This is a genomic window from Parabacteroides sp. AF17-28, assembly GCF_003479205.1.
GTDB classification, from domain to species: domain Bacteria; phylum Bacteroidota; class Bacteroidia; order Bacteroidales; family Tannerellaceae; genus Parabacteroides; species Parabacteroides acidifaciens.
In genome coordinates this window covers 176,872-198,960 of the sequence record NZ_QUGV01000008.1, presented here as the reverse complement: position 1 = coordinate 198,960, position 22,089 = coordinate 176,872, and the positions used below count along the sequence as shown (strand labels likewise).

Sequence of the window (22,089 nt, the reverse complement as noted above, 5' to 3'; positions counted from 1 at the left end):
GTTTTGCAATGAGAAAAGAAAATATCAATTTAATAATGCTCCTCTGCCTGCTGCTCTCGTTTTGCAGCGGGTTTGCGTCCTGTGGGGACGACGATGAGGAAGAATATGATCCTTGCGCCCCGTTCGAGGTGGCGTTGGAAAAGGCGGATCCGTTTTATACGGAATCCAATACGCTTTATGACGTAACTAATATGTATGGAGATCTGTTGATACGAAAGGTAGACGGTAAGAAACAATATAGGATTTGTTATCGGCTTCAGGATGGTTCTGAATTGTATGTTTGTCCTGTCAATTTACCGGAGGCTTCGTTTCCGGAGTCTCTGTTACCGGATAATGTTTATGAAGATCCATATGGCATGATAGCACATATTAGGTTCTCCGGCGAAGTGAAGCCTTGCTTAGAGGGAATGGAGTATAATCCGATCGTATTGACCTATGCGGAAATAATTCTTACTTGTATTACTTAATTCGGTCTAACCTGTAAAATTGTTTTGCAATGAGAAAAGAAAATGTCAATTTAATAATGCTCTTCTGCCTGCTGCTCTCGTTTTGCAGCGGGTTTGCGTCCTGTGGGGATGATGAGGAGGAAGATAAATATGATTCTTGGTTCGAGGTGTCATTGGAAAAGGCGGATTCGGTTTATTTGGAATCCAATACGCTTTATGGTATAACCAATATGGAGGGAGATCTGCAGATACGAAAGGTAGACGGTAAGATACAATATCAGATTTATTATCGGCCTCAGGATGGTTCTGAATTGTATTTTAATCCTGTCAATTTGCCGGAGTCTCTGTTTTCGGATTACTCTTTTAGCGATTCATTTGGCACGGTAGGTAATATTAGGTTCTCCGGCGAAGTGAAGCCTCGCTTAGAGGGAATGGAGTGTACTCCGATTGTGTTGACCTATGCGAAAATAAGTCTGAGTTGGTTTCTTGATTCGGTCTAACCTGTAAAATTGTTTTGCAATGAGAAAAGAAAATGTCAATTTAATAATGCTCCTCTGCCTGCTGCTCTCGTTTTGCAGCGGGTTTGCGTCCTGTGGGGACGACGAGGAGGAAGAATATGATCCTTGCGCCCCATTCGAGGTAGCGTTGGAAAAGGCAGATGCGGTTTATACGGAATCCAATACGCTTTATGATGTAACTAATATGTTTGGAGAACTGTTGATACGAAAGGTAGACGGTAAGATACAATATCAGATTTATTATCGGCTTCAGGATGGTTCTGAATTGTATGTTTGTCCTGTCAATTTACCGGAGTCTCTGTTTCCGGATAGCTATTATGGAGATTCATTTAGTGTGATAGCAGGTATTTGGTTTTCCGGCGAAGTGAAGCTCCAGTTAGAAGGAATGGAGTATAATCCGATCGTGTTGACCTATGCGGAAATAATTCTTATTTGTAATCTTGCTACGATCTAACCTCTAAAATAGTTTTGCAATGAGAAAAGAAAATGTCAATTTAATAATGCTTCTCTGCCTGCTGCTCTCGTTTTGCAGCGGGTTTGCGTCCTGTGGGGACGACGAGGAGGAAGAATATGATCCTTGCGCCCCATTCGAGGTAGCGTTGGAAAAGGCAGATGCGGTTTATACGGAATCCAATACGCTTTATGATGTAACTAATATGTTTGGAGAACTGTTGATACGAAAGGTAGACGGTAAGATACAATATCAGATTTATTATCGGCTTCAGGATGGTTCTGAATTGTATGTTTGTCCTGTCAATTTACCGGAGTCTCTGTTTCCGGATAGCTATTATGGAGATTCATTTAGTGTGATAGCAGGTATTTGGTTTTCCGGCGAAGTGAAGCTCCAGTTAGAAGGAATGGAGTATAATCCGATCGTGTTGACCTATGCGGAAATAATTCTTATTTGTAATCTTGCTACGATCTAACCTCTAAAATAGTTTTGCAATGAGAAAAGAAAATGTCAATTTAATAATGCTTCTCTGCCTGCTGCTCTCGTTTTGCAGCGGGTTTGCGTCCTGTGGGGACGACGAGGAGGAAGAATATGATCCTTGCGCCCCATTCGAGGTAGCGTTGGAAAAGGCAGATGCGGTTTATACGGAATCCAATACGCTTTATGACGTAACTAATATGTATGGAGATCTGTTGATACGAAAGGTAGACGGTAAGAAACAATATAGGATTTGTTATCGGCTTCAGGATGGTTCTGAATTGTATGTTTGTCCTGTCAATTTACCGGAGTCTCTGTTTTCGGATAGCCATTATGGAGATTCATTTGGCGTGATAGCAAATATTAGTTTCTCTGGCGAAGTGAAGCCTTGTTTAGATGGAATGGAGTATAATCCGATCGTGTTGACCTATGCGGAAGTAGAACTGATTTGCTATGACTTGTGCGGTCTAACTTGTAAAATAGTTTTGCCCTAACTCCTCTGCCTGTAATTATCTTGAATAACCGAGAGGGGGCTTCCGACAGCCCCCTTTTTTCTTTATTTCTGCCAGATCTCCCAGCCTGCGAATGCTTGCAAGAGCAGCATCTCGAGTCCGTTCTTCACGACGGCGCCTTTTTCTTTTCCTTTCTTCATGAAAAGGGTTTCATCCGGATTGTACAGAAGGTCGTACAGCAGATGTTTCGGAGTCAGCAGGTCGTAGGGGATATCCGGGCAGGTGTTGATGTTGGGGAACATGCCGAGTGGTGTCGTGTTGACGATGACGGTGTATTGTTCCATTGTCTTGGGCGTGATTTCCTCGTAGGTGATGCAGAATTCTTTCGGTTTGCGGGAAACTAACGTTGCGCCTACACCTAACTGTTTCAGTCCTTGGAAGACGGCTTTCGAGGCGCCTCCGGTTCCGAGGATCAGCGCTTTGCGGTGGCTTTCGTCTAACAGTGGCTCGATGGAACGTTTGAAACCGATGATATCGGAATTGTAGCCTTTCAGCTTTAGCTTGCCGAAAAGACCTTTGGTGAATTTGATCACATTGACGGCTCCGATCAAGCGGGCATCTTCGTCCAGGTCATCCAGGTAGGGGATGACTTGTTCCTTGTAGGGGATGGTGACGTTCAGGCCGCAGAGTTCGGGATTGTCTTTCAATACAGTCTTCAGATCTTTGATGTTCGGGATCTCGAAGTTCAGATAAGTTGCATCAATTTTCTCGGATTCGAACTTCTGGTTGAAGTAGTTCTTTGAAAAAGAATGTCCGAGGGGGTATCCTATTAAACCATATTTTTGCATGACCGGTAAATTAAGATGATTAAATATTATTTGCAGGCAGTATATAACGAACATATCCCGAAAGTAAAAGTCCTGGATCGCGCCTGGTTGAAACCGACGTGGCTGAGCAGGTCGGTCATTACTTTCCCTTGCGGAACGACTTTGATGGAGGCCGGCAGATAGCTGTAGGCTGTGTGCTCTTTTGAGAGTAACCGGCCGATGTTCGGGATAACGAATTTAGAATAAACGGTGTAGAGTTGTTTCATCGGGAAATGTTCCGGCGATGACAGTTCGAGGATCATCAGGTGGCCGCCCGGTTTCAGTACGCGGTACATTTCGGATATTCCCTGTTCTATGTCTTCGAAGTTACGGACTCCGAAGGCGGCGGTGACGGCGTCGAACGAGTTGTCGGGATAGGTCAGCGCCGTGCAGTCCTGGTATTCGAACGAGATATGTTCCGACAGTCCGGCTTCGGCCACTTTGCGGCGCCCGACTTCCATCATGCCTTCCGAGATGTCGGCCCCGACAATGCGGTCCGCTTTCAGCCGGCGGTACATGGAGATGGCTAAGTCGCCCGTTCCGGTGGCAATGTCGAGTATCGAAGCGGGTGAGAAAGGGCGCAGAAAAGCAATCCCTTTCCTGCGCCATATTTTGTCGATACCGAGCGAAAGCGTATGGTTCAGCCGATCGTACGTGCCGGCGATGGAGTCAAACATACGCTTGACCTGCGTCGCCTTGTGCTCCTCGTTGTTGTAGGGTAGAATCTGTTCTGAACCGTACTTTGCCATATCCGTGTCTTTCTTATTTGTTGAGATATTCGGTCACGTTCTTTTCGATGCGTGACAACAGGTTGTCTGTGTCTCCTTTTACGAACTTCTCACCGGTGATGTGTTCGAACAGCTCGATGTAACGTTCGCTGATGCCTTCGACGATAGCCGGAGTCATTTCAGGCACTTTCTGTCCAGCCTTACCCTGGAAGCCGTTTTCCATCAACCATTCGCGAACGAATTCCTTGGAGAGCTGTTTCTGGGGTTCGCCTTTGGCAAAGCGTTCTTCGTAGCCTTCGCTGTAGAAATAACGGGAAGAGTCCGGTGTGTGGATTTCGTCCATCAGGTAGATCTTGCCGTCGTGTTTGCCGAATTCATACTTCGTGTCGACAAGGATCAGGCCGCGTTCGGCAGCGATCTCCGTGCCGCGTTTGAAGAGGGCGAGTGTATATTTCTCCAGCAGTTCGTATTCTTCGGGAGTAGCCAGGCCTTGTGCCAGGATTTCTTCTTTGGAGATGTCGGCATCGTGTTCGCCGATCTCGGCTTTCGTTGTCGGGGTTACGATTGGTTCGGGGAAACGTTCGTTTTCACGCATACCTTCCGGCAGTTTTATGCCGCAGATTTCGCGTACGCCGCTCTTGTAAGCACGCCATGCGCTTCCGCAAAGGTAACCGCGTACGATCATTTCAACAGGGAATCCCTGGCACATTACACCGACGGTTACCATCGGGTCCGGAGTCGCCATTTTCCAGTTCGGGCAAATGTCTGTAGTCGCATCTAAGAATTTGGCTGCGATCTGGTTCAGCATCTGGCCTTTGTAGGGGATGCCTTCCGGCAGTACGACGTCGAATGCGGAGATACGGTCTGTTGCAACCATTACCAACACTTCGTCGTTGATGTTGTACACGTCGCGGACTTTACCGTGATAGACACTCTTCTGTCCGGGGAAATTGAAGTCTGTTTTTGTCAATGCCTTCTTCATAACCATTGTTTTTATGGGGGCGCTTATTTGGCGTCCTGACTGTTATTAATATTGTTGTTTTTTATACGTTTGCTGTCGAATTTATCGTAGGCTTCCACGATGCGCTGGACGAGTTTATGGCGGACGATGTCTTTCTTTTCGAATTCGATTTTACCGATTCCTTTGACGCCTTTCAGTATCTGCATGGCTTGCACCAGCCCGGAGGTTGCCGTGGGGGGCAGGTCGATCTGCGTCACGTCGCCGGTGATGATCATTTTGGCGTTCATGCCGAGGCGCGTCAGGAACATCTTGATCTGGTGCGTTGTCGTGTTCTGGGCTTCGTCGAGGATGATAACGGCTTCGTTCAGCGTACGTCCACGCATAAAGGCGAGCGGGGCGATCTGGATCACATTGTTCTCCATATATTCTTTCAGCTTGGCTGCCGGAATCATATCCTGCAGGGCGTCGTACAACGGTTGGAGATACGGATCGAGCTTGTCTTTCATCTCGCCGGGGAGGAATCCCAACTTTTCGCCGGCTTCGACTGCCGGGCGGCTCAGGATGATTTTGCGGATTTCCTTATTCTTTAATGCTTTTACGGCAAGGGCGATAGCGACAAACGTTTTGCCTGTTCCGGCAGGTCCTGTTGCGAAGACGAGGTCGTTTTCCTCGAATGCCTTGACAAGGCGTTGCTGATTCTCCGTGCGGGCAACAATCGGTTTTCCGTTCATCCCGTGGATAATGAGGTTTTCCTGTTTGGTAACCACCGGGGTTTTCCCTTTGATGATGTCCAGGATGACATCTTCGCTCAGCGAGTTGAATTCTTCGCAATATTTCTCTACTTCGCGAATTTTCTTGAGAAAGAGTTCCGATTCGTCTTCATCACCGATCACTTTCATTACATTTCCTCTCGCTACGATACGCAGTTTGGGAAACAATGTCTTTATTAACTGCATATTGACATTGTTTACGCCGTAGAATATCACCGGGTCTACGCTCTCAAGAATATAAATTCGTTCAATCATTCAATCTATTTTAGTTCTGCCTTTTCCGTGAATTCTTTTCACATTCATTCAGGCAGACAAAATTAGTAATATTCTTTATGCTAAGAATAAATTGCCGGATATTTTGTTTCGTATCTATGAAGATTATTTGAACATTTCTTTCAGACGCCATCCTTCCTGCCGGCAATCCCATACGGCATGGATTTCGACCAGTTCTTCTTTAACGGTATAAATCAGCTTGTAGTGTTTTTCTGCGACAATGGAGCGAAAACCATCTTCATACTCTTCCAGAAGGGGTTCGACAGGACCTGCATTAGGGAAAGTTCGTAAAGGTTCGGCTGAATCCAATATGTTATTGTACAAACGGATAGCTGCGGTCGGGCTCTTTTTATAATAATAGTTGTAAATTCCATTAAGTAAGGCAATGGCATTATCTGACCAGGCAATTTCTATTCGCATAATGGATGTCGTTTACGTAGTTCTTCTGTAGTCATATATCTTCCGTTTTTGAAGTCTTCTTTCGATTTCTTCAGCACTTCTTTCAGCTCGTCCAGCGTCATTTGTGCCGGTAAGCGTTCTTCCTGCTTTCTTTCGGTTGAAATGCAGATAAGGTTTTTGATCTGTGTCAAAAGCTTTTTGTCGTCAATCGTTTTCAATTGTTCGATAAGCGATAGTTTTAATTCTAATGTGTCCATACAATACTCTATTAGTTTCATATTAAGATTCACAAATGTACGTATTTTTTCCATCACGGAAGATTATTCGTGAAAGATTATGTACTTTTGTTCACCCTAAAAGAATAATGATGAAGAAAACAACACTTAGTATTTGGTTTATAATGGCTGCCTTTGCGGCGGCAGCAATCTGCTCGTCCTGTGGTAAAAAGGAACAGCGCGGTGAGTTGAAACGTATTTGGTATAATGGAAGCTACAACCGCGATTTCAAGGATTTGAACGATGTGCACTTGGCGGAAGCCGAACGTATTGGCATCAAACCGGCATCGAACCGTGAGGAAGCGGAAAAAGTGAAAAAGGAGATGAAGGAAATCAGCACCAATGAATACTATGAGGTGGAGGAACTGAAGCATTCCATTCCGTATCTGATTCCTTCCGCTGCTAAATTGTTGGAAGATATCGGGCGTAATTTTCAAGATTCCCTCCGTAATCTGAATGCTTCTATTTACAAGGTAAAAGTGACCAGTGTCACCCGTACGATCGATGATGTTAAGAACCTGAAGAAAAGAAATACCAACTCATCCCAGAACTCTGCCCATCGTTATGGAACAACCTTCGACGTGTCGTGGGTACGTTACACGAAAGTGGATGAAAGCGATACTTTGAACATCGATAATGACCGGCTGAAAATGGTGTTGGCAATGGTTTTGCGCGACTTGAAGCGGGAAGAACGTTGTTATGTCAAGCACGAACGCAAGCAAGGGTGCTTCCATATCACAGCCCGGGAGAAAAAATAAAAACAACAGCTAACGGATCGAATGGACAAAAAACTACTGAAATATTGGAAAAACTGCCTGTTGGATGCGGAGCGCAAAAACAGATCGCTGAAGAAAGAGGCGCGGATCACATTGCGGATTGGCGACAAGATCCCGGAGTTTATTCTTCGCAAAGATATTCCCCTGCTTTTTTCAAAGGAGAAACAAAAAGAGAAAGATGAAAAACGGAAAGTGCAGATTGCTCCTTGCGTCCTTCTGCCGGAGTATGAAAACGGGTGGGCTTCCAAACAGAATACACCGGATTATCCTTTTTTGATTACGGTTACGTTATTGCCGGACGGAACGTTTCAGGTGTGTGATAACAAGGCCGAGCGGGTTCCGGTTTTTGTCCGTATGTTTCTGGAACCGAATGCACGCAATGACCGAACCATTGCATCCCTTTCGAATGTGGACCGGCTGTTAAGCGAGTTTGATACTGAAGAGACGGATTGGAAAAAGTATTGGGCGGCTTGTGAAACCCTGTTCCGGAATGCAACCGGTTTGACTTTCCGGGAAATGAATTATGCCGATAAACCTGAAATTGTCGTTGTAAAAGCACCCGGGCGGGGAATGGCGCAAAAAATTATTAATCTATATGACAAGTTGCTGGAGAGTAAAGCCTCCCATCCTTTGCTGGAACTCCTGATCCGTAAAAAGCAGGAAACGCTGTTGCCTGTACCCAACAAACAGCATGTTTATTGCAATAAGGAGCATTGGGCACAAATGAGTGGTGAGTTCCCTCTGTCCGTCTCCCAACGCGAGACGCTTGCCATGTACACGGAACCGGATAGCTCTGATATATTTGCCGTCAACGGACCTCCGGGAACCGGTAAAACGACTTTTCTACAGACTGTGATTGCGAATCGGATCGTCCATACCGTACTCAACCATCCTGAGGATCCGGATATCATCGTTGCCAGTTCCGCCAATAATCAGGCGATTACCAATATCCTGAAAGATTTTAAGATTGAGCAGCCTACTGAAGATAAGCCTGTAGATCCGTTATCCCTCCGTTGGTTGCCTGGATTGGATACGTTGGGATTATATCTGTCCGGAAAAGACGAACAGAAAGACCTGTATAAAATGATGTTCAATACGAAAGGTGACGGTTTTCCGAATGAATATGACGATCCTGCCCGATTGGAAGAATATCGCCGGTTTTATCTGGAACATTTCAACCGGTTCTTTAAGACGTCCTGCCATAATGAAATTGCATGCCAGCGTTTTCTGCGTAGGCGAATGAAAGAGATACGGAAAGAAATTGAAGTCTGTTTGAATGTCGCCAGTCTCAAACAGTATGGAAATGAGATGGAGGATAAGGGGTTCGTGGGCAAGCTGATCCGTAAACTGCAAAAGCTTCCAAGTTATGAAGATGTGATAAAGGGTTGGGAACAGACGAAAGACTTTAAAGATCGCTATGACAAGTTGACCGCCAATCCGGAATATAGCTCCCTTCCTTATACGGAAGATATGGCGGTACGACTGGATATCAGTTACCGTTATCTTTTGTTTTGGTATGCCATCCATGATCGGGAAGCCGAGTTTATCCGCCGGCTGGCAGAATGTGACAAGGAAGAGGAAACCCGGGGGCGTGAAGATTATACCGAGCGTTTGAAGAGGTTAGCTTGTGTGATGCCGGTCTTTATTTCGACTTTCCATTCTTTGCCGAAATATATGGTTTGTGTCGATAGCGGGGAGTGGGATGCACCGCTTTATGATTCGATTGATTTGTTGATCGTAGATGAGTCGGGACAGGTCTCTCCCGAATTGGCAATCCCTTCTTTCAGCCTGGCCAAACAAGCGATTCTGGTTGGAGATGTGGAGCAGATCGAACCGATATGGTCTATCTCGGAAGAATATTCCTGTATCAATCTGAAGCGTTTCGGCCTGATCTCTTCCGAGTCGGATAAAATGTATGCGTTTTTGAGAGAGAACGGTTTCCTGTCTTCATCCGGAAGTATCATGAAGATGGCAAGGAAGAGTTGTAGCTTTGAAGTTGCCGGGGAAAGAGGTGCTTTCCTGACAGAACACCGGCGTTGTGTAGATCCGATTATTGCTTATTGTAATGACTATATCTATCATGGCCGTTTGTTGCCGAAGAAGGGAAACAAGGTGAAATATAAAGCCTTGCCTTCTAAAGGCTATGTCCATGTTAACGGAGTAAGCGAAAAAGGTGGAACGGGCAGTGTATTGAATAAAGCGGAAGCGGCCTCAATCGTATCCTGGCTGGAAAAAGAAAAGGATAATCTGGAAAGAGCTTACAAAGATCCGATCAATAAAATAGTGGCGATTGTCACTCCCTTTAAAGCACAGGAAGAAACCATATGCAACTTGGCGAAAGCATCTCCGGAAGCGGAGGCATTTACCGGCATGACGATCGGTACCGTCCATTCTTTGCAGGGAGCACAGTGTCCGGTCGTAATCTTTTCGTCGGTTAATTCTCCCGGCGATGCTTCTTATTTTATGGAGCAGGGAGGAAAGTACAATATGCTTAATGTCGCTGTTTCGCGGGCACAGTCTCATTTTTTAGTGTTTGGAAATATGAATATTTTCCATCCCGAACGGAATACACCGGTAGGGAATTTGGCGAAATGGTTGTTTGATGATCCAGCGAACGAGATATCCGGTAATTTCATTTATCAGCAGAAAGAACCGCTTTGCCGTTATCAGCCTGCCGAACGTTTATCGACATTGGAGGCGCACATCGGTTTATTGCAGCAGGCATTAAAAGAGGCAACAAAAAGATTGCTGATCGTTTCTCCTTTTATCTCGATCCGGGCAATCGAGCATGATGACCTTATTCCCCGAATCCGGGAAACCGTGCGGCGTGGAGTAGAAGTCGTGGTCTATTCCGATTCCCGTTTGGATTATAATGGACGGACCGGGCTGTTGAAGGAAGAGGCAAATGCCGGACGACAGGCTTTAATAGAGAACGGCGTCAAACTGGTTCTATTGAAAGGTATTCATAATAAATCGCTTGCAATCGATAACGACGTACTGGTGGAAGGTTCGTTTAACTGGCTTTCTGCGAGTAGGGATGAGGTCTATTCCCGGCATGAATGTTCAATTAAACTTCTTCATCCCGAAGCAACGAAACATATCTCAAATCTGGTGAAGGAATTAGACCGGATAGAGCCGGAAGCAGTTCTTTTCGAGCCTCTTCCTGTCTTTGCGGGTTTCTTTGATGCAGATCCGATAGACGCTTGCACCGATGCAGATTTAGCAGATTTCAAGCGACGAATCCTGCAGTTGGAAATTCAGAAAAAGAATGTTTCCGAGTCAATCCGGAAAACCCGCGAGCGATATCCCCGCCACTATGAACCGTGGTCGGAAGAGGAATGCCGGATATTACAGGAACTGATGCAAAAGACAAATGATATAGAAATCTTTTGTGCTTGTTTGCAGCGGACTCCCAATTCGATCCGTATAAAAGTAGAAGGAAAGAATCAGATGTAGCGGTCTGCTTCCCTGATTCTTCCCATCTAACTTCAACTCTCTAAAGTTTATAAGAGACCTTCGATCACCTTACGAAGTTCCGGTTTACCCATCGTCCCAAGCATCGTTTCCTTGTTACCATCCATACGGCAAAGGAGCAAAGTCGGAATTGTCCGGATTTTGAAAGCTGTTTCCAGTTCTTCTTCTTCGTCTACGTTTACTTTGTAGATATAAAGTTGGCCGTCATATTCTTCTGCAAACTCATCCAGGATAGGTGCCAGGCGTTTACAATAACCGCACCAGGGTGCATGAAAATCCACGATGCAAGGTTTGTCTCCTACATATTTCCAATCCTTCGGATTCTCTTCAAAGTTTCCTACTCGTTGTATAAATTCCGCTTTTGTCAATTCAATGGGTGTCATATTGCTTTCTTTTTATTGATGATACAAAGATACATATAATGCAACTGCATTGTAAATGGCAATATTGCTTATAGAGTTATCAATATTGCCTTTCTGGCGGCTATTAATAAAAAATATCTGTATTTTTGTTATTCATAAAGAAGGAGACTCATGCTATCAGAAAAATACGTTCAAGATTTTGCGGTTTTGGAAGCTTTGTTTAAACGCTTTTATAAGCCGTTGCGTGCGTATGCTTTCCGTTTTGTTAGCGACAAGGACTTAGCCGAAGATATTGTGCAGGATGTTTTTTATGAGCTATGGAGACGGCGTGAAAGTATTCGTTTTGAAGATGAAGCTGTAAAATCCTATCTTTTCAGGGCTGTTTATACGCATGCCCTGAATGCTCTGAATAAAAAACAGCAGGGTGTATATCCGCTGGAACCGGAAAGGGAACCGGATATATTGGAGCTGTATGTCTCCTCTTATATGCAGAACTCTGAGCAAAGTCTGTTATTGAAAGAACTGGAAGAAGAAATCATGTCTTATATAAATACTCTTCCTCCCCAATGCCATAAGATATTTATGTTGAGTCGGAGCTATGGTCTGAAAAATCGTGAGATAGCCGAGCAACAGGGTATTAGCGTCAAAGCGGTTGAAAAGCAAATAAGCAAAGCTCTTTACGGCTTGAAGCAACATCTTATCCAAAAAGGCTTATACCCTTTATTGGTACTGGCAGTAACCTGTCTTTCTCATTAGGCCGTCAGGGGAACATTTTTTTTTCAGGGGAATTTTTTGTCGAAGAAGGTAGGGTATAATTGCTTTTTCTTGTATTACTAATAAATGTATCTGTAATGAAAGAAGAAACAAACGATATCAACGAAATCATAATCCGCTATCTGGATGGTTCGGCAGAACTGGGTGAGAAGATGTTTTTGCTTCAGTGGCTGAAACAATCGAACGAAAACCGGGATGATTTTACTGCAATCCGCGACTTGTGGCTATCCTGCAATGTAGCTGCCGGAAATGAGTTGGAGGTTGATATTGCTTTGGGGAAACTGAAAGACCGCATCTTGCAGGAGCAGGGCCGAATGGAAAAAGAATCACTTGCGAAGAAAAAAGCATTATGGGTCGTTTGGCATTGGACACGGATCGCAGCTGTATTGCTGCTCTTGTTGGGAATCGGTTATGGTCTCGGCAGTTGGAGGGAACATTCTGTTCAGGATGTCATAATACAAAATCAACTGATAACGGCAAAAGGAAGCAAAGGCCGGTTTACGCTACCGGACGGATCGGTTGTTTGGCTGAATTCTGAAACAAAACTGACTTATCCGAGTCAATTTGCCGGTGACAAGCGGTTGGTGACTTTGGAAGGCGAAGCCTATTTCGAAATAGAGAAAGATATGAAAAAGCCTTTTATTGTGCAGGCAGGAGAGATAGATGTCGAAGTCTTGGGTACTTGTTTTAATGTCGACAGCTATTCTTACACTGAGTTTGTGCAGACAGCCTTATTAAACGGTAGTGTAAAAATATCGGGAAAAGGAGTGAAAGAACCGGTTTATTTGAAACCTAATGAATTATTCAAATACCAAAAGTCTGATCAAGTCTTTTCCGTCCGGGAAGCAAAAGTGGGCTTGTACACCGATTGGATTAAAGACCGTTTGGTGTTCGATAATGACTATCTGTCTGATATTTTGATTAGTATGGGAGGACGCTATAATATGGATATTGAATGTCCGGAACAGTTCGCCTCTTCTACTCGTCTTTCTTTTACGATCCGGCAAGAGAGTATCGAGGAAGTTTTGGAAGCAATAAGTCTTATTGCTCCTATTAAATATAAGATAAAGAATGGAAAAGCATATATTATCCCTAAATAATATAGATGCGGAATATTAACCTTAAAAATAATAAGAATATGGGAAAGGAGGAATGATGCAAATATTACAAAAGTAATAGGTGAATGCGGTAACATCCACCTATTTAAGAATTTTATTAACCTATCGCTCTCTTGGCGGAGTTCAGCGATAAAGTCTAACAAAAAAATCCATGTAAAAATATGAATAATTTTTATGGAAGGGATGTGTTATGTCCTTTCTTAACACAAAAAAATGTTCGGATTATGAAATTAGTCCTGATAATGTTAACCATTATGCTATTTAGACTTTCGGCAGAGGAGTCTTATGCGCAAAATACGCGGATAAACCTCAGCATGGAAAATTCTACTGTCAAAGAAGTCCTAAAAGGAATAGAGAGTAGGAGTGAGTTTACATTTTATTATAATGACAAGGTTATTAATGCGCATAAGCGAGTCACAGTGAATGCAGAGAATAAGAAAATATCGGAGATATTGGCTTTGATTCTGCCGGATTGTGACTTCAAGATTTATAATAAGAATATTATAATAACGGAGAAAAAGGCTGAGGAAACAAAAGTCACTCAAGAGGGAAAGGAGATCACAGGCGTTGTCTTGGATGCATTCGGCCCGGTGGTCGGAGCGAACATTGTGGAAAAAGGAACAATGAACGGCGTTATTTCCGATTCGGAAGGACGCTTCGTCCTTAACGTTGCACCAGGTGCAACGTTAATAGTATCTTATATCGGATATGTCTCTCAAGAAATAAAAATTACGGACCAAGCCTCTTATACGATCACTCTTAGGGAAGATACGGAGACATTGGAAGAAGTGGTTGTAGTTGGTTATGGAACTATGAAAAAGAAAGATTTGACAGGAGCAGTTAAAAGGGTGAATTTGGAAGAATCTCCTGCTGTTGCTAATACAAGTTTATCTCAGGCACTTGTTGGATCTACAGCAGGTGTCAATACGGCTCAAAGCGGATATGCCGGAGAAGATGTGAGTTTGAGCATTCGCGGAACAACTTCATTTTCAGCTTCTCAAAATCCTTTGATTGTCTTGGATGGCATTATTTACAATGGGGCAATGTCCGATATCAATGTAAATGACATAAGCAGTATTGATATTTTGAAAGATGCAAGTGCAGCGGCTGTCTATGGTGCTCGTTCGGCCAATGGCGTAATCTTGATTACAACTAAAAAAGGAAAAACAGAGAAACCGAAGGTTTCATTTAATATGTCTATAGGGACACAGTCTGCATCTAATCATAGTGCAAGTTATATGAATGCGGAAGAATATACAAGGCGTTTGGCTGATTATGCCTATCAACAGGATTTACGTGCGTGGTATAAAACAAATCCGACAAGCGATGCAGGTCGTCCCGCTTATCCGGATTTGTCGAGTAGAGAAGCTAAAGCTTATTATCTGAGATCTCAAGAAGAAAAAGATAGCTATCTTTCGGGAACAGCATATGATATTGATTGGATAGACAAGGTCATGCAGACAGGTTTGACGCAAGATTATAATATTGGTGTTTCCGGCAGCTCTGATTATGTGAATTATTATTTATCGGGAGCCTACCATGATGAAGAAGGTCTGTTGCTAAATGATCAATTTAAGCGTTATACATTCAATGCGAAAGTCGATACAAAGGTGACAGATTGGTTGAAAATCGGTGCAAACATTAACTTCTCCCATCGTGATTATTCGGGAGTGTCTGCTAATTTTGATTATGCAACAAAAGCATCACCTTTGGCTGCGTATGATTTTGATACACCTGGATATTATCGTCTGGAGTTGGCAACAGAATCATCTATGAAAGATCCATTACAATATTTGGCTATTGATAATTCAGATTTGCGAAATACACTCTTTTTGACCTTGAATGGGCGTATTGACGTCCCTTTTATTAAAGGCTTGTCTTATGATTTTAATTATTCAACTACCCGGTATCATCGAGATAATAATTCGTTTTATCCGTCAGATGTGGATGGAGGATTTATTAATAATGGTAAAGCTATAAAAGAGCCGGAGAATGAAAATGCTTATTTATTTAATCATATTTTTGCTTATCAAAGAACATTTGGTGATCATTCATTGAATGCAACATTTGTTTATACAAAAGAAAAAAGATGGGGCGATAAGACTACTGCTATTGCAGAATCGTTCGATACGGACAATTTAGGTTATAATAATTTGGGTATCGGTACATTGTTTACTGAAAAAAGTACAGCTTGGCAGGAATCTAATGTGGGTTTGATGGGACGTATCAGTTACAATTATAAAAATCGTTATTTGTTTACGGGTACAGTACGTCGTGATGGCTTTTCCGGATTTGGAAGTAATAATAAGTTTGTAACATTGCCTTCAGCCTCTATTGGTTGGGTGATTTCAGAGGAAGACTTTAATCCGTTTGAGGATGTATATTTGAAATTGCGTCTTTCTTATGGGCAGAATGGTAATCAGGGAATTGGACGTTATGCCTCACTCGCTAAATTAGGAATGGGAGCTTATAATTATGATGATGATAGGGTTATTTCTTTATATCCTTCTGAAATGGCTAACAAAGATTTGAAATGGGAACGTACTTCGTCTTGGAACTTTGGTATTGATTTCGGATTCTTTAATCAACGTTTAAATGGTTCGTTTGAAGTCTATAAATCGCATACAACAGATGTTTTGGTAAAACGGACATTGCCGAATGTCACAGGATATAGTTGGGTTTGGGCAAACTTAGGTGGTGTTGATAATAAGGGCGTGGAAGTCGAACTGAATTCTGTCAATATCCAGAATAAGAATTTCTCTTGGACATCCGGTTTTACATTTTCATTGAATCGGGATAAGATTACAGATTTGTATGGGGATGGAACTACACAAGATTTAACGAATGGATGGTTTGTCGGTGAATCAATCGGTGCTATTTATTCTTATGAAATGCAAGGTGTTTGGCAAGAGGAAGATCTGTATTCCGGTAAAATTTATGAAGGTTGGTATCCGGGGCAACAGAAATTTGCTGATTTGAATGGTGATGGTAAGATTGATGCTGAACATGATCGTAAGATTATCGGTAATAAGAATCCTAATTGCCGTTTCAGCTTTAGCAATACATTGACATGGAAAAATTGGTCTTTGTACTTTATGCTGAACTCAATGTTGGGCGGAGGTGGCTATTATATGGGAGGCAATGGTCTTTTGGTTCCGGATAATAGTTCAGATTATGTAGTTCGTTTGAACCAACCGGCTATCAGAGAGTATTGGACACCGGAAAACCATTCCAATGAGGGACTTGCTTTGTTTAGAAATCAGCCGATAGCTACAAGTATTTATCAAAATAGAGGATTTGTCCGTCTTCAGGATGTTTCTTTGATGTATTCATTCGATAAGAAATTGTTACAAAAGACAGGAGTCATCAGTCAGTTACAGCTGTTTTTGACAGGAAAAAATTTATATACGTTTACAGGTTGGGATGGATGGGATCCTGAATATACAGCATTTCCGTTGACTCGCAGTTTGCAATTTGGAATTAAGTTATCACTTTAAATAGATGGAATTATGAAATACAATTTTATATCAAATACGATCTTTTCTAAATTAATAGCAGTAGCGTTCTTTTTGGGAGGCTTGTTCGGGTGTAATGATGACTTTTTGGAAGAGAAACCGTTAGACTTCTTATCTTCGGAAAATGCCTATTCGGAAGCATCGGGTATTAAATTAGGAATTAATGGACTTCATAGTTATTTGCGTGACGTGTTGTATTATGGAGATGATGCTATTGTCTATTTTTACAGTTCAATGGCTGATGTCAGTTACAATGGGGAAAATCCAGGAGGAGTAACGTATGAAGTATTGACCCCTTCCAATAATTTGTTTTATAAATTGTGGCAGAATATGTACATTCTGATCAGTCGTTCTAATGAGTTGTTACTTTATATTGATGGGGAAGAAACGACAGGTTGGGATAGTCCTGAACAGCGAGCATTATATAAAGGAGAAGTTTTGTTTTTCCGTGCGTATGCTTATCGTTTACTTACTTCTTTTTATGGAGATGTCCCTCTGTTGGTTGATGCGGTGACTGTTCCTAAAACTGAATTTGTTCGTACACCATTAAAAGATGTGTACGCTCAAGTGGAGAGTGATTTACTTTTTGCTACTCAACATTTACCGGATCCTGGTAAGGAAGAAGAAAAAGGACGTGTTACAAAGGGTGCTGCCTACCATTTGTTGTCAGAGGTCTATTTACAAGAGAGTAAATATAAAGAAGCAGTTGAAGCAGCTACACATGTGATTGATGATTTTGGTTATCGATTGATGACTGAGCGTTTCGGGGCGACAACTGATGTCTTTAAAACTGGTGATGTATTCTTGGATTTGTTTGCGTATGGTAATCAAAATCTGAGTGAGAATAAAGAGGCGATATGGGTAGCTCAGTTTGCTGCTAACCTGTCGGGTGGAGGAGGAACAGGCAATGGTCCTCAGGGGTCAAATGTATCGGGTGGTGGAGGACAAAATAACGGTCCTCGTCGTCATGGCCCTCGTTATTATTCTTTGGGGAATGACCCAGCCGGATACGCTTGTATATTGGGTGAATTTATTGATGGTAAATATACAGGGTATAGTGATACGTTGAGCCGTCCGGTTTCTTGGTCACGTCCGACATATCATGTGACTCATGAAGTTTGGGCTTCAGATTGGGATAATGATATTCGAAATGCACCTCATAATATTAAACGTACTTATTATTTCCAAAATCCCGAATCACCTTATAATGGACAAGTCATAGATTTCTCTTTGTGGGGTAGCTATGAAACAAATGGTCGTAATCCGATGAAGGATACTTGTAATTTTATATATCCTTATTGGATCGGAAAGGTTGGCGATCCTTGTCATATCCAAGCAGAACCTCTCCGTAGTGGTGGAGGATATACATGGAAAGATTGTTACTTTATGCGGTTGGCAGAAACCTATTTGAACCGGGCTGAAGCTTATATCCAGCTGGGTGAAATGCAAAAAGCGGCTGACGATATCAACGTCGTTCGTTCACGTGCGCACGCAAAACCGGTTGCTACAAGTGATGTCTCGATTGACTATTTGTTGGATGAACGAATCCGTGAACTTTATACGGAAGAGATGCGTGACGTGGTTTTGCGCCGTACGGGTAAATTCCTTGAATGTCTACGCAAATACAATGATAATCCGCAAGCTCCCGGAATGAATGTGAAAGATCATAATATTTTGTGGCCGATTCCCCAAACGGAAATAGACGCTACCGGTGGTACGCTTACACAAAATCCGGGTTATAATTGATAAATGTTGAGAGCCGACAGTTGGATATTTTTTACCAACTGTCCGTACACACAAAAAAAGAGCATCCGGAACTCTCCGGATGCTCTTTTTTTGATTCGCTATAAATGTTTTTAGTTCTGCTCCTTCAATATCACATCATGCGCGCCACCTTCCACAATACTGGTTGATGAAACCAATGTGATCTTGGCGTTCTTCTGCAATTCGGGAACCGTGATCGCACCGCAACTGCACATCGTTGCAATCATTTTGCCTAATGTGAGGTTGAGGTTGTCCTTCATTTTACCGGCATACGGAACATAGCTGTCGACGCCCTCTTCGAACTTAAGCGCCTCGCTGCCGCCCATGTCGTAACGCTGCCAGTTCTTGGCACGGTTGGAACCTTCGCCCCAGTATTCTTTTACGAAGTTGTTTCCGATTTTCATCTTCTTCGTCGGCGATTCGTCGAAACGGGCAAAATAGCGTCCCATCATCAGGAAATCCGCTCCCATTGCCAAGGCAAGTACCATGTGATAATCATGCACCAAACCACCGTCACTACAGATGGGCACATAAATACCTGTTTTCTCCATATATTCGTCGCGAGCCTGTGCAACGTCGATCAGAGCGGTAGCCTGTCCGCGTCCGATACCTTTCTGTTCACGGGTGATACAGATTGAACCGCCACCGATACCTACTTTGATGAAATCGGCACCGGCTTCCACCAGATAGTCGAAACCTTCCTTGTCGACAACATTTCCGGCTCCGACCAGAACCTTGTCGCCATATGTTTTCTTGATCCATTGTAATGTCTCTTGTTGCCATTCGGAATAACCGTCGGAAGAATCGATACAAAGTACATCGACGCCCGCTTCAACCAGAGCAGGAACACGTTCCATATAATCGCGTGAATTGATACCGGCACCAACCAATAGCTTTTTATCGCTGCCGGACAATTCTTTCGGATTGTCACGATGGTTGTCATAGTCCTTGCGGAAAACGAAATATTGTAGTTTCTGGTCCTTGTCGATGATCGGTAACGTATTCAGTTTGTGATCCCAGATAATCTGATTGGCTTCACTTAACGTGATACCCAGATCGCCGACGATCAGCTTGGAGAACGGAGTCATAAAATCTTTTACCTTTCTGTCAAGAGGATCTTTTTCTGCGCGATAGTCACGGCTGGTCACCAATCCCAGCAATTTACCGTTAGGAGTACCGTCGTCCGTCACACCGATAGTTGAATGTTCGGTACGTTGTACCAGAGCGATAACATCTGCCAACGTGTTTTCCGGAGTCAGATTGGAATCGCTGATGACGAATCCTGCCTTGAACTTCTTAACTTTCCGAACCATATCTGCCTGACTGGCGATAGGCTGCGAACCGAAGATAAAAGATAACCCTCCGTTACGAGCCAGCTCGATGGCCAGCTTGGGACCGGAAACAGATTGCATGATCGCTGAAACGAAAGGAATGTTTAATTCGATCGCTGGCTTTTCACCTACTTTATGTTTCACAAGCGGGGTTTTCAGTGAAACATTGGTCGGCACGCATTGTTTGGTGGTTAAACCGGGAATAAGTAAGTATTCACCAAAGGTTCTCGATACATCGTTTAAGTAAACTGCCATAGTGTTTATATTTACTGGATGAATTTTATTAGGGTACAAAAGTACTCAATTCTCTTGTATCCTGTATTGTCTGAATAAAAGAAAATTCTGTTTTTTCCTATTTTCCGTGCTTTATGTGCGATAAGCTAAGAAATTCCGTCTATCGGGGGCTGTCTGTTTTAGAAACTTTTCGGCAGACAGGATTGTTATATAAACGTAATTAACATAGGAGGATTTTTTATGAAAACAATAGTGGATAAAGCCAATACTCGCGGGTACGCAAATCATGGCTGGTTAAAGACTCATCATTCTTTCAGTTTTGCCAATTACTATAATCCGAAAAGGGTTCATTTTGGTATGCTTCGTGTTTTAAATGACGATTCGGTTGCTCCGGGAGAAGGATTCGATACGCATCCGCATAAGAATATGGAAGTAATCTCCATCCCGTTGAAAGGCTATCTGCGTCATGGCGACAGTATTCAGAACAGCGAAGTGATTACTCCGGGCGATATACAGGTCATGAGTGCCGGTACGGGGATTCTCCACAGCGAGTTTAACGACAGTGGAGAAGAACAACTGGAGTTTCTTCAGATATGGGTGTTCCCGCGTGAAGAAAATACGAAACCCCATTATAAAAGTTATGATGTCCGCTCTGTTCTGAAAAAGAACGAGTTGGGTTTGATGATTGCCCCGGACGGTTCTGCTCCGGCTTCCATTAACCAGGATGCCTGGTTCTCGATGGGAACATTGGATGCCGGAATAGTGAAGGAATACAAACTGCACAATAAGAAAAACGGAGTCTATCTGTTTGTGATCGAAGGTGAGGTGGAAGTTGCCAATACAGTCCTTTCCAAGCGTGACGGCGCCGGCTTCTGGGAAACCGACAGTATTGTGATAGAGGTATTGAAACATGCAACGGTCCTTTTAATGGAAGTGCCGATGGAATAATGGTTATGTATTTTACAATAACCCCCTGTTTTTGCTATTTTTCTATTTCATCCGAAAAGTCGATCCATTTTGGATTGACTTTTTTTGCGGTTTTTACCTTTACGGCTGACATCGGACGAAATGAGGTGCCGAGACCATTCTGAAAAGCCTACAATTTGATTGCCGAAAGGCGGAAACACCAACAAAGTGATAAACCTTAACTCCCGGAGAATCGAATATTTGAAAATAAAACGGACGGCGCTCCAAATATCCCAAGGAAATTCAGGTGCTTTTTTGCCCTTACAACGGTCTTCTTTTCAATTACGACCGTCCAAATCGCCATTACGACCGTGCTAATCTTCGCGAGGTGCCGAGTGCACTATACATTAGCACGGTCGTAATGGCGAAGAGGACGGTCGTAATGGCTGGAAACACTCAAAAAAGAGGAAAAAGTCCCTTTTTGAGGTCAAAAAAACGGATTAACATTTGTTTGAATTAGGGGCTCTTTTTGGTCTGAAAAATACGTTTTATACAATAAGTCCTTGAATATTGAAAAAAGTATCCATGCCCATCCATCTAAAATTTCATGGGCATGCAATCCAATTTCCATGGGCATTGATACGGGCTTGGAGTATTGATGCGTTAGTCTAAAAAAATGAAAAGAAATAAAATGTTGGATAAAGTGAGGGTGTGGTATTAGATAAGTTTTGAGCTACCGCAGTCTTTACAGAACTATGGTTATTTTATTGATTTATCGTACACAACTATAAGAAAAATATTAAAAGTACCCCCTCAATATCTTTCCTTGAACCGCTTCTTGGAAGAAGCATTTTCTATCCGCTACAAAATTAAGTAAAATATTTAAATAAAGAAGCCTGTTCTTCTAAAATTAAACAAGGCTGTCCGAGAAAACGTCAAGAGATAGAAGTTAACACGTTACAATGTAACTATTTATGCGGGTACGAATAATTTCTTTACCTAAAAAAGCCTTATTATAAAAATCAGCTTCAATAAATGGGTCTAAAAGAGAGAATAAGCCGACTTAGTTCTGTAAAGACTATGGTAACTTTTGGTTAAGTATATTATATGAAAATGCGTGTAAAATTCTAAAAAACGATAGGCCTATGAGATGAATGTGTAAAAAACTTATCAAGAGGTTGATTCCTCTACAATGAGCTGATGAAGCTTTGGATTTTAA

At 42.7% G+C, this 22,089-nt stretch carries 20 protein-coding genes; 12 read left to right on the top strand and 8 right to left on the bottom strand.

Annotation, left to right across the window (positions count from 1 at the left end):
- From DWW90_RS08070 to DWW90_RS08050, 5 genes are all read left to right on the top strand, one after another.
- On the top strand, nucleotides 1–467 hold a 467-nt coding region (locus DWW90_RS08070; RefSeq protein ID WP_233547676.1), incomplete at its 5' end, for a hypothetical protein.
- A gap of 29 nt (nucleotides 468–496) precedes the next feature.
- Complete coding sequence (locus tag DWW90_RS08065) at nucleotides 497–946, top strand: hypothetical protein (protein ID WP_147382410.1); 450 nt, start codon at nucleotides 497–499, stop codon at nucleotides 944–946.
- A 19-nt stretch (nucleotides 947–965) separates the two neighbouring features.
- The gene (locus DWW90_RS08060) at nucleotides 966–1,418 is read left to right on the top strand and encodes a hypothetical protein (protein ID WP_147292152.1); all 453 of its coding nucleotides are present in this window, start codon (nucleotides 966–968) and stop codon (nucleotides 1,416–1,418) included.
- A 19-nt stretch (nucleotides 1,419–1,437) separates the two neighbouring features.
- Entirely contained in the window at nucleotides 1,438–1,890 is a 453-nt protein-coding gene (locus DWW90_RS08055) for a hypothetical protein (RefSeq protein ID WP_147292152.1), read from the top strand.
- Nucleotides 1,891–1,909: 19 nt separating this feature from the next.
- On the top strand, nucleotides 1,910–2,386 hold the full coding sequence (locus DWW90_RS08050) for a hypothetical protein (protein ID WP_122344605.1): 477 nt from the start codon (nucleotides 1,910–1,912) through the stop codon (nucleotides 2,384–2,386).
- 62 nt (nucleotides 2,387–2,448) lie between these two features.
- On the opposite strand, the gene DWW90_RS08045 is transcribed toward DWW90_RS08050, so the two are convergent.
- The 6 genes from DWW90_RS08045 to DWW90_RS08020 form a co-directional block, all read right to left on the bottom strand.
- Nucleotides 2,449–3,192 (bottom strand): shikimate dehydrogenase, encoded by a 744-nt coding sequence (locus tag DWW90_RS08045; RefSeq protein ID WP_115501274.1) that lies wholly within the window; start codon nucleotides 3,190–3,192, stop codon nucleotides 2,449–2,451.
- Nucleotides 3,193–3,218: 26 nt separating this feature from the next.
- The gene (gene ubiE, locus DWW90_RS08040; RefSeq protein ID WP_115501273.1) at nucleotides 3,219–3,959 is read right to left on the bottom strand and encodes a bifunctional demethylmenaquinone methyltransferase/2-methoxy-6-polyprenyl-1,4-benzoquinol methylase UbiE; all 741 of its coding nucleotides are present in this window, start codon (nucleotides 3,957–3,959) and stop codon (nucleotides 3,219–3,221) included.
- A gap of 13 nt (nucleotides 3,960–3,972) precedes the next feature.
- Nucleotides 3,973–4,920, bottom strand: a complete 948-nt coding sequence (locus DWW90_RS08035; RefSeq protein ID WP_122332711.1) for a phosphoribosylaminoimidazolesuccinocarboxamide synthase — start codon at nucleotides 4,918–4,920, stop codon at nucleotides 3,973–3,975.
- 23 nt (nucleotides 4,921–4,943) lie between these two features.
- Entirely contained in the window at nucleotides 4,944–5,924 is a 981-nt protein-coding gene (locus DWW90_RS08030; RefSeq protein WP_115501272.1) for a PhoH family protein, read from the bottom strand.
- A gap of 123 nt (nucleotides 5,925–6,047) precedes the next feature.
- Complete coding sequence (locus DWW90_RS08025) at nucleotides 6,048–6,362, bottom strand: type II toxin-antitoxin system RelE/ParE family toxin (protein ID WP_122344604.1); 315 nt, start codon at nucleotides 6,360–6,362, stop codon at nucleotides 6,048–6,050.
- Complete coding sequence (locus DWW90_RS08020) at nucleotides 6,353–6,598, bottom strand: hypothetical protein (RefSeq protein ID WP_122344603.1); 246 nt, start codon at nucleotides 6,596–6,598, stop codon at nucleotides 6,353–6,355. The genes DWW90_RS08025 and DWW90_RS08020 overlap by 10 nt, the downstream gene beginning before the upstream one ends.
- Nucleotides 6,599–6,705: 107 nt before the next feature.
- On the opposite strand from DWW90_RS08020, the gene DWW90_RS08015 reads away from it, so the two are divergent.
- Together DWW90_RS08015 and DWW90_RS08010 are read left to right on the top strand one after the other, a co-directional pair.
- A complete protein-coding gene (locus DWW90_RS08015) occupies nucleotides 6,706–7,374 on the top strand; it encodes a DUF5715 family protein (protein WP_115501270.1) in 669 nt (222 codons plus the stop codon).
- Nucleotides 7,375–7,395: 21 nt separating this feature from the next.
- Complete coding sequence (locus tag DWW90_RS08010) at nucleotides 7,396–10,848, top strand: AAA domain-containing protein (protein ID WP_122344602.1); 3,453 nt, start codon at nucleotides 7,396–7,398, stop codon at nucleotides 10,846–10,848.
- Nucleotides 10,849–10,895: 47 nt separating this feature from the next.
- On the opposite strand, the gene DWW90_RS08005 is transcribed toward DWW90_RS08010, so the two are convergent.
- On the bottom strand, nucleotides 10,896–11,249 hold the full coding sequence (locus DWW90_RS08005; protein WP_122344601.1) for a co-chaperone YbbN: 354 nt from the start codon (nucleotides 11,247–11,249) through the stop codon (nucleotides 10,896–10,898).
- Between the two features lie 150 nt (nucleotides 11,250–11,399).
- Here DWW90_RS08005 and DWW90_RS08000 point away from each other — a divergent pair, with 150 nt between their 5' ends.
- The 4 genes from DWW90_RS08000 (at nucleotide 11,400) to DWW90_RS07985 (ending at nucleotide 18,381) form a co-directional block, all read left to right on the top strand.
- Nucleotides 11,400–11,984 (top strand): RNA polymerase sigma-70 factor, encoded by a 585-nt coding sequence (locus DWW90_RS08000; protein WP_122344600.1) that lies wholly within the window; start codon nucleotides 11,400–11,402, stop codon nucleotides 11,982–11,984.
- A gap of 95 nt (nucleotides 11,985–12,079) precedes the next feature.
- A complete protein-coding gene (locus DWW90_RS07995) occupies nucleotides 12,080–13,102 on the top strand; it encodes a FecR family protein (RefSeq protein ID WP_122344599.1) in 1,023 nt (340 codons plus the stop codon).
- Between the two features lie 242 nt (nucleotides 13,103–13,344).
- Entirely contained in the window at nucleotides 13,345–16,617 is a 3,273-nt protein-coding gene (locus tag DWW90_RS07990; protein WP_233547675.1) for a TonB-dependent receptor, read from the top strand.
- Between the two features lie 12 nt (nucleotides 16,618–16,629).
- Nucleotides 16,630–18,381 carry a RagB/SusD family nutrient uptake outer membrane protein gene (locus DWW90_RS07985; protein WP_122344597.1) on the top strand — a complete coding sequence of 584 codons (1,752 nt, stop codon included), beginning with the start codon at nucleotides 16,630–16,632 and terminating at the stop codon, nucleotides 18,379–18,381.
- A gap of 110 nt (nucleotides 18,382–18,491) precedes the next feature.
- Here the strand turns inward: DWW90_RS07985 and DWW90_RS07980 are convergent, their stop codons facing one another.
- Entirely contained in the window at nucleotides 18,492–19,985 is a 1,494-nt protein-coding gene (locus DWW90_RS07980) for an IMP dehydrogenase (RefSeq protein ID WP_115501265.1), read from the bottom strand.
- A 219-nt stretch (nucleotides 19,986–20,204) separates the two neighbouring features.
- Between DWW90_RS07980 and DWW90_RS07975 the strand changes: the two genes are divergently transcribed.
- Nucleotides 20,205–20,912 carry a pirin family protein gene (locus DWW90_RS07975; RefSeq protein WP_122344596.1) on the top strand — a complete coding sequence of 236 codons (708 nt, stop codon included), beginning with the start codon at nucleotides 20,205–20,207 and terminating at the stop codon, nucleotides 20,910–20,912.
- Nucleotides 20,913–22,089 lie beyond the last annotated feature (1,177 nt).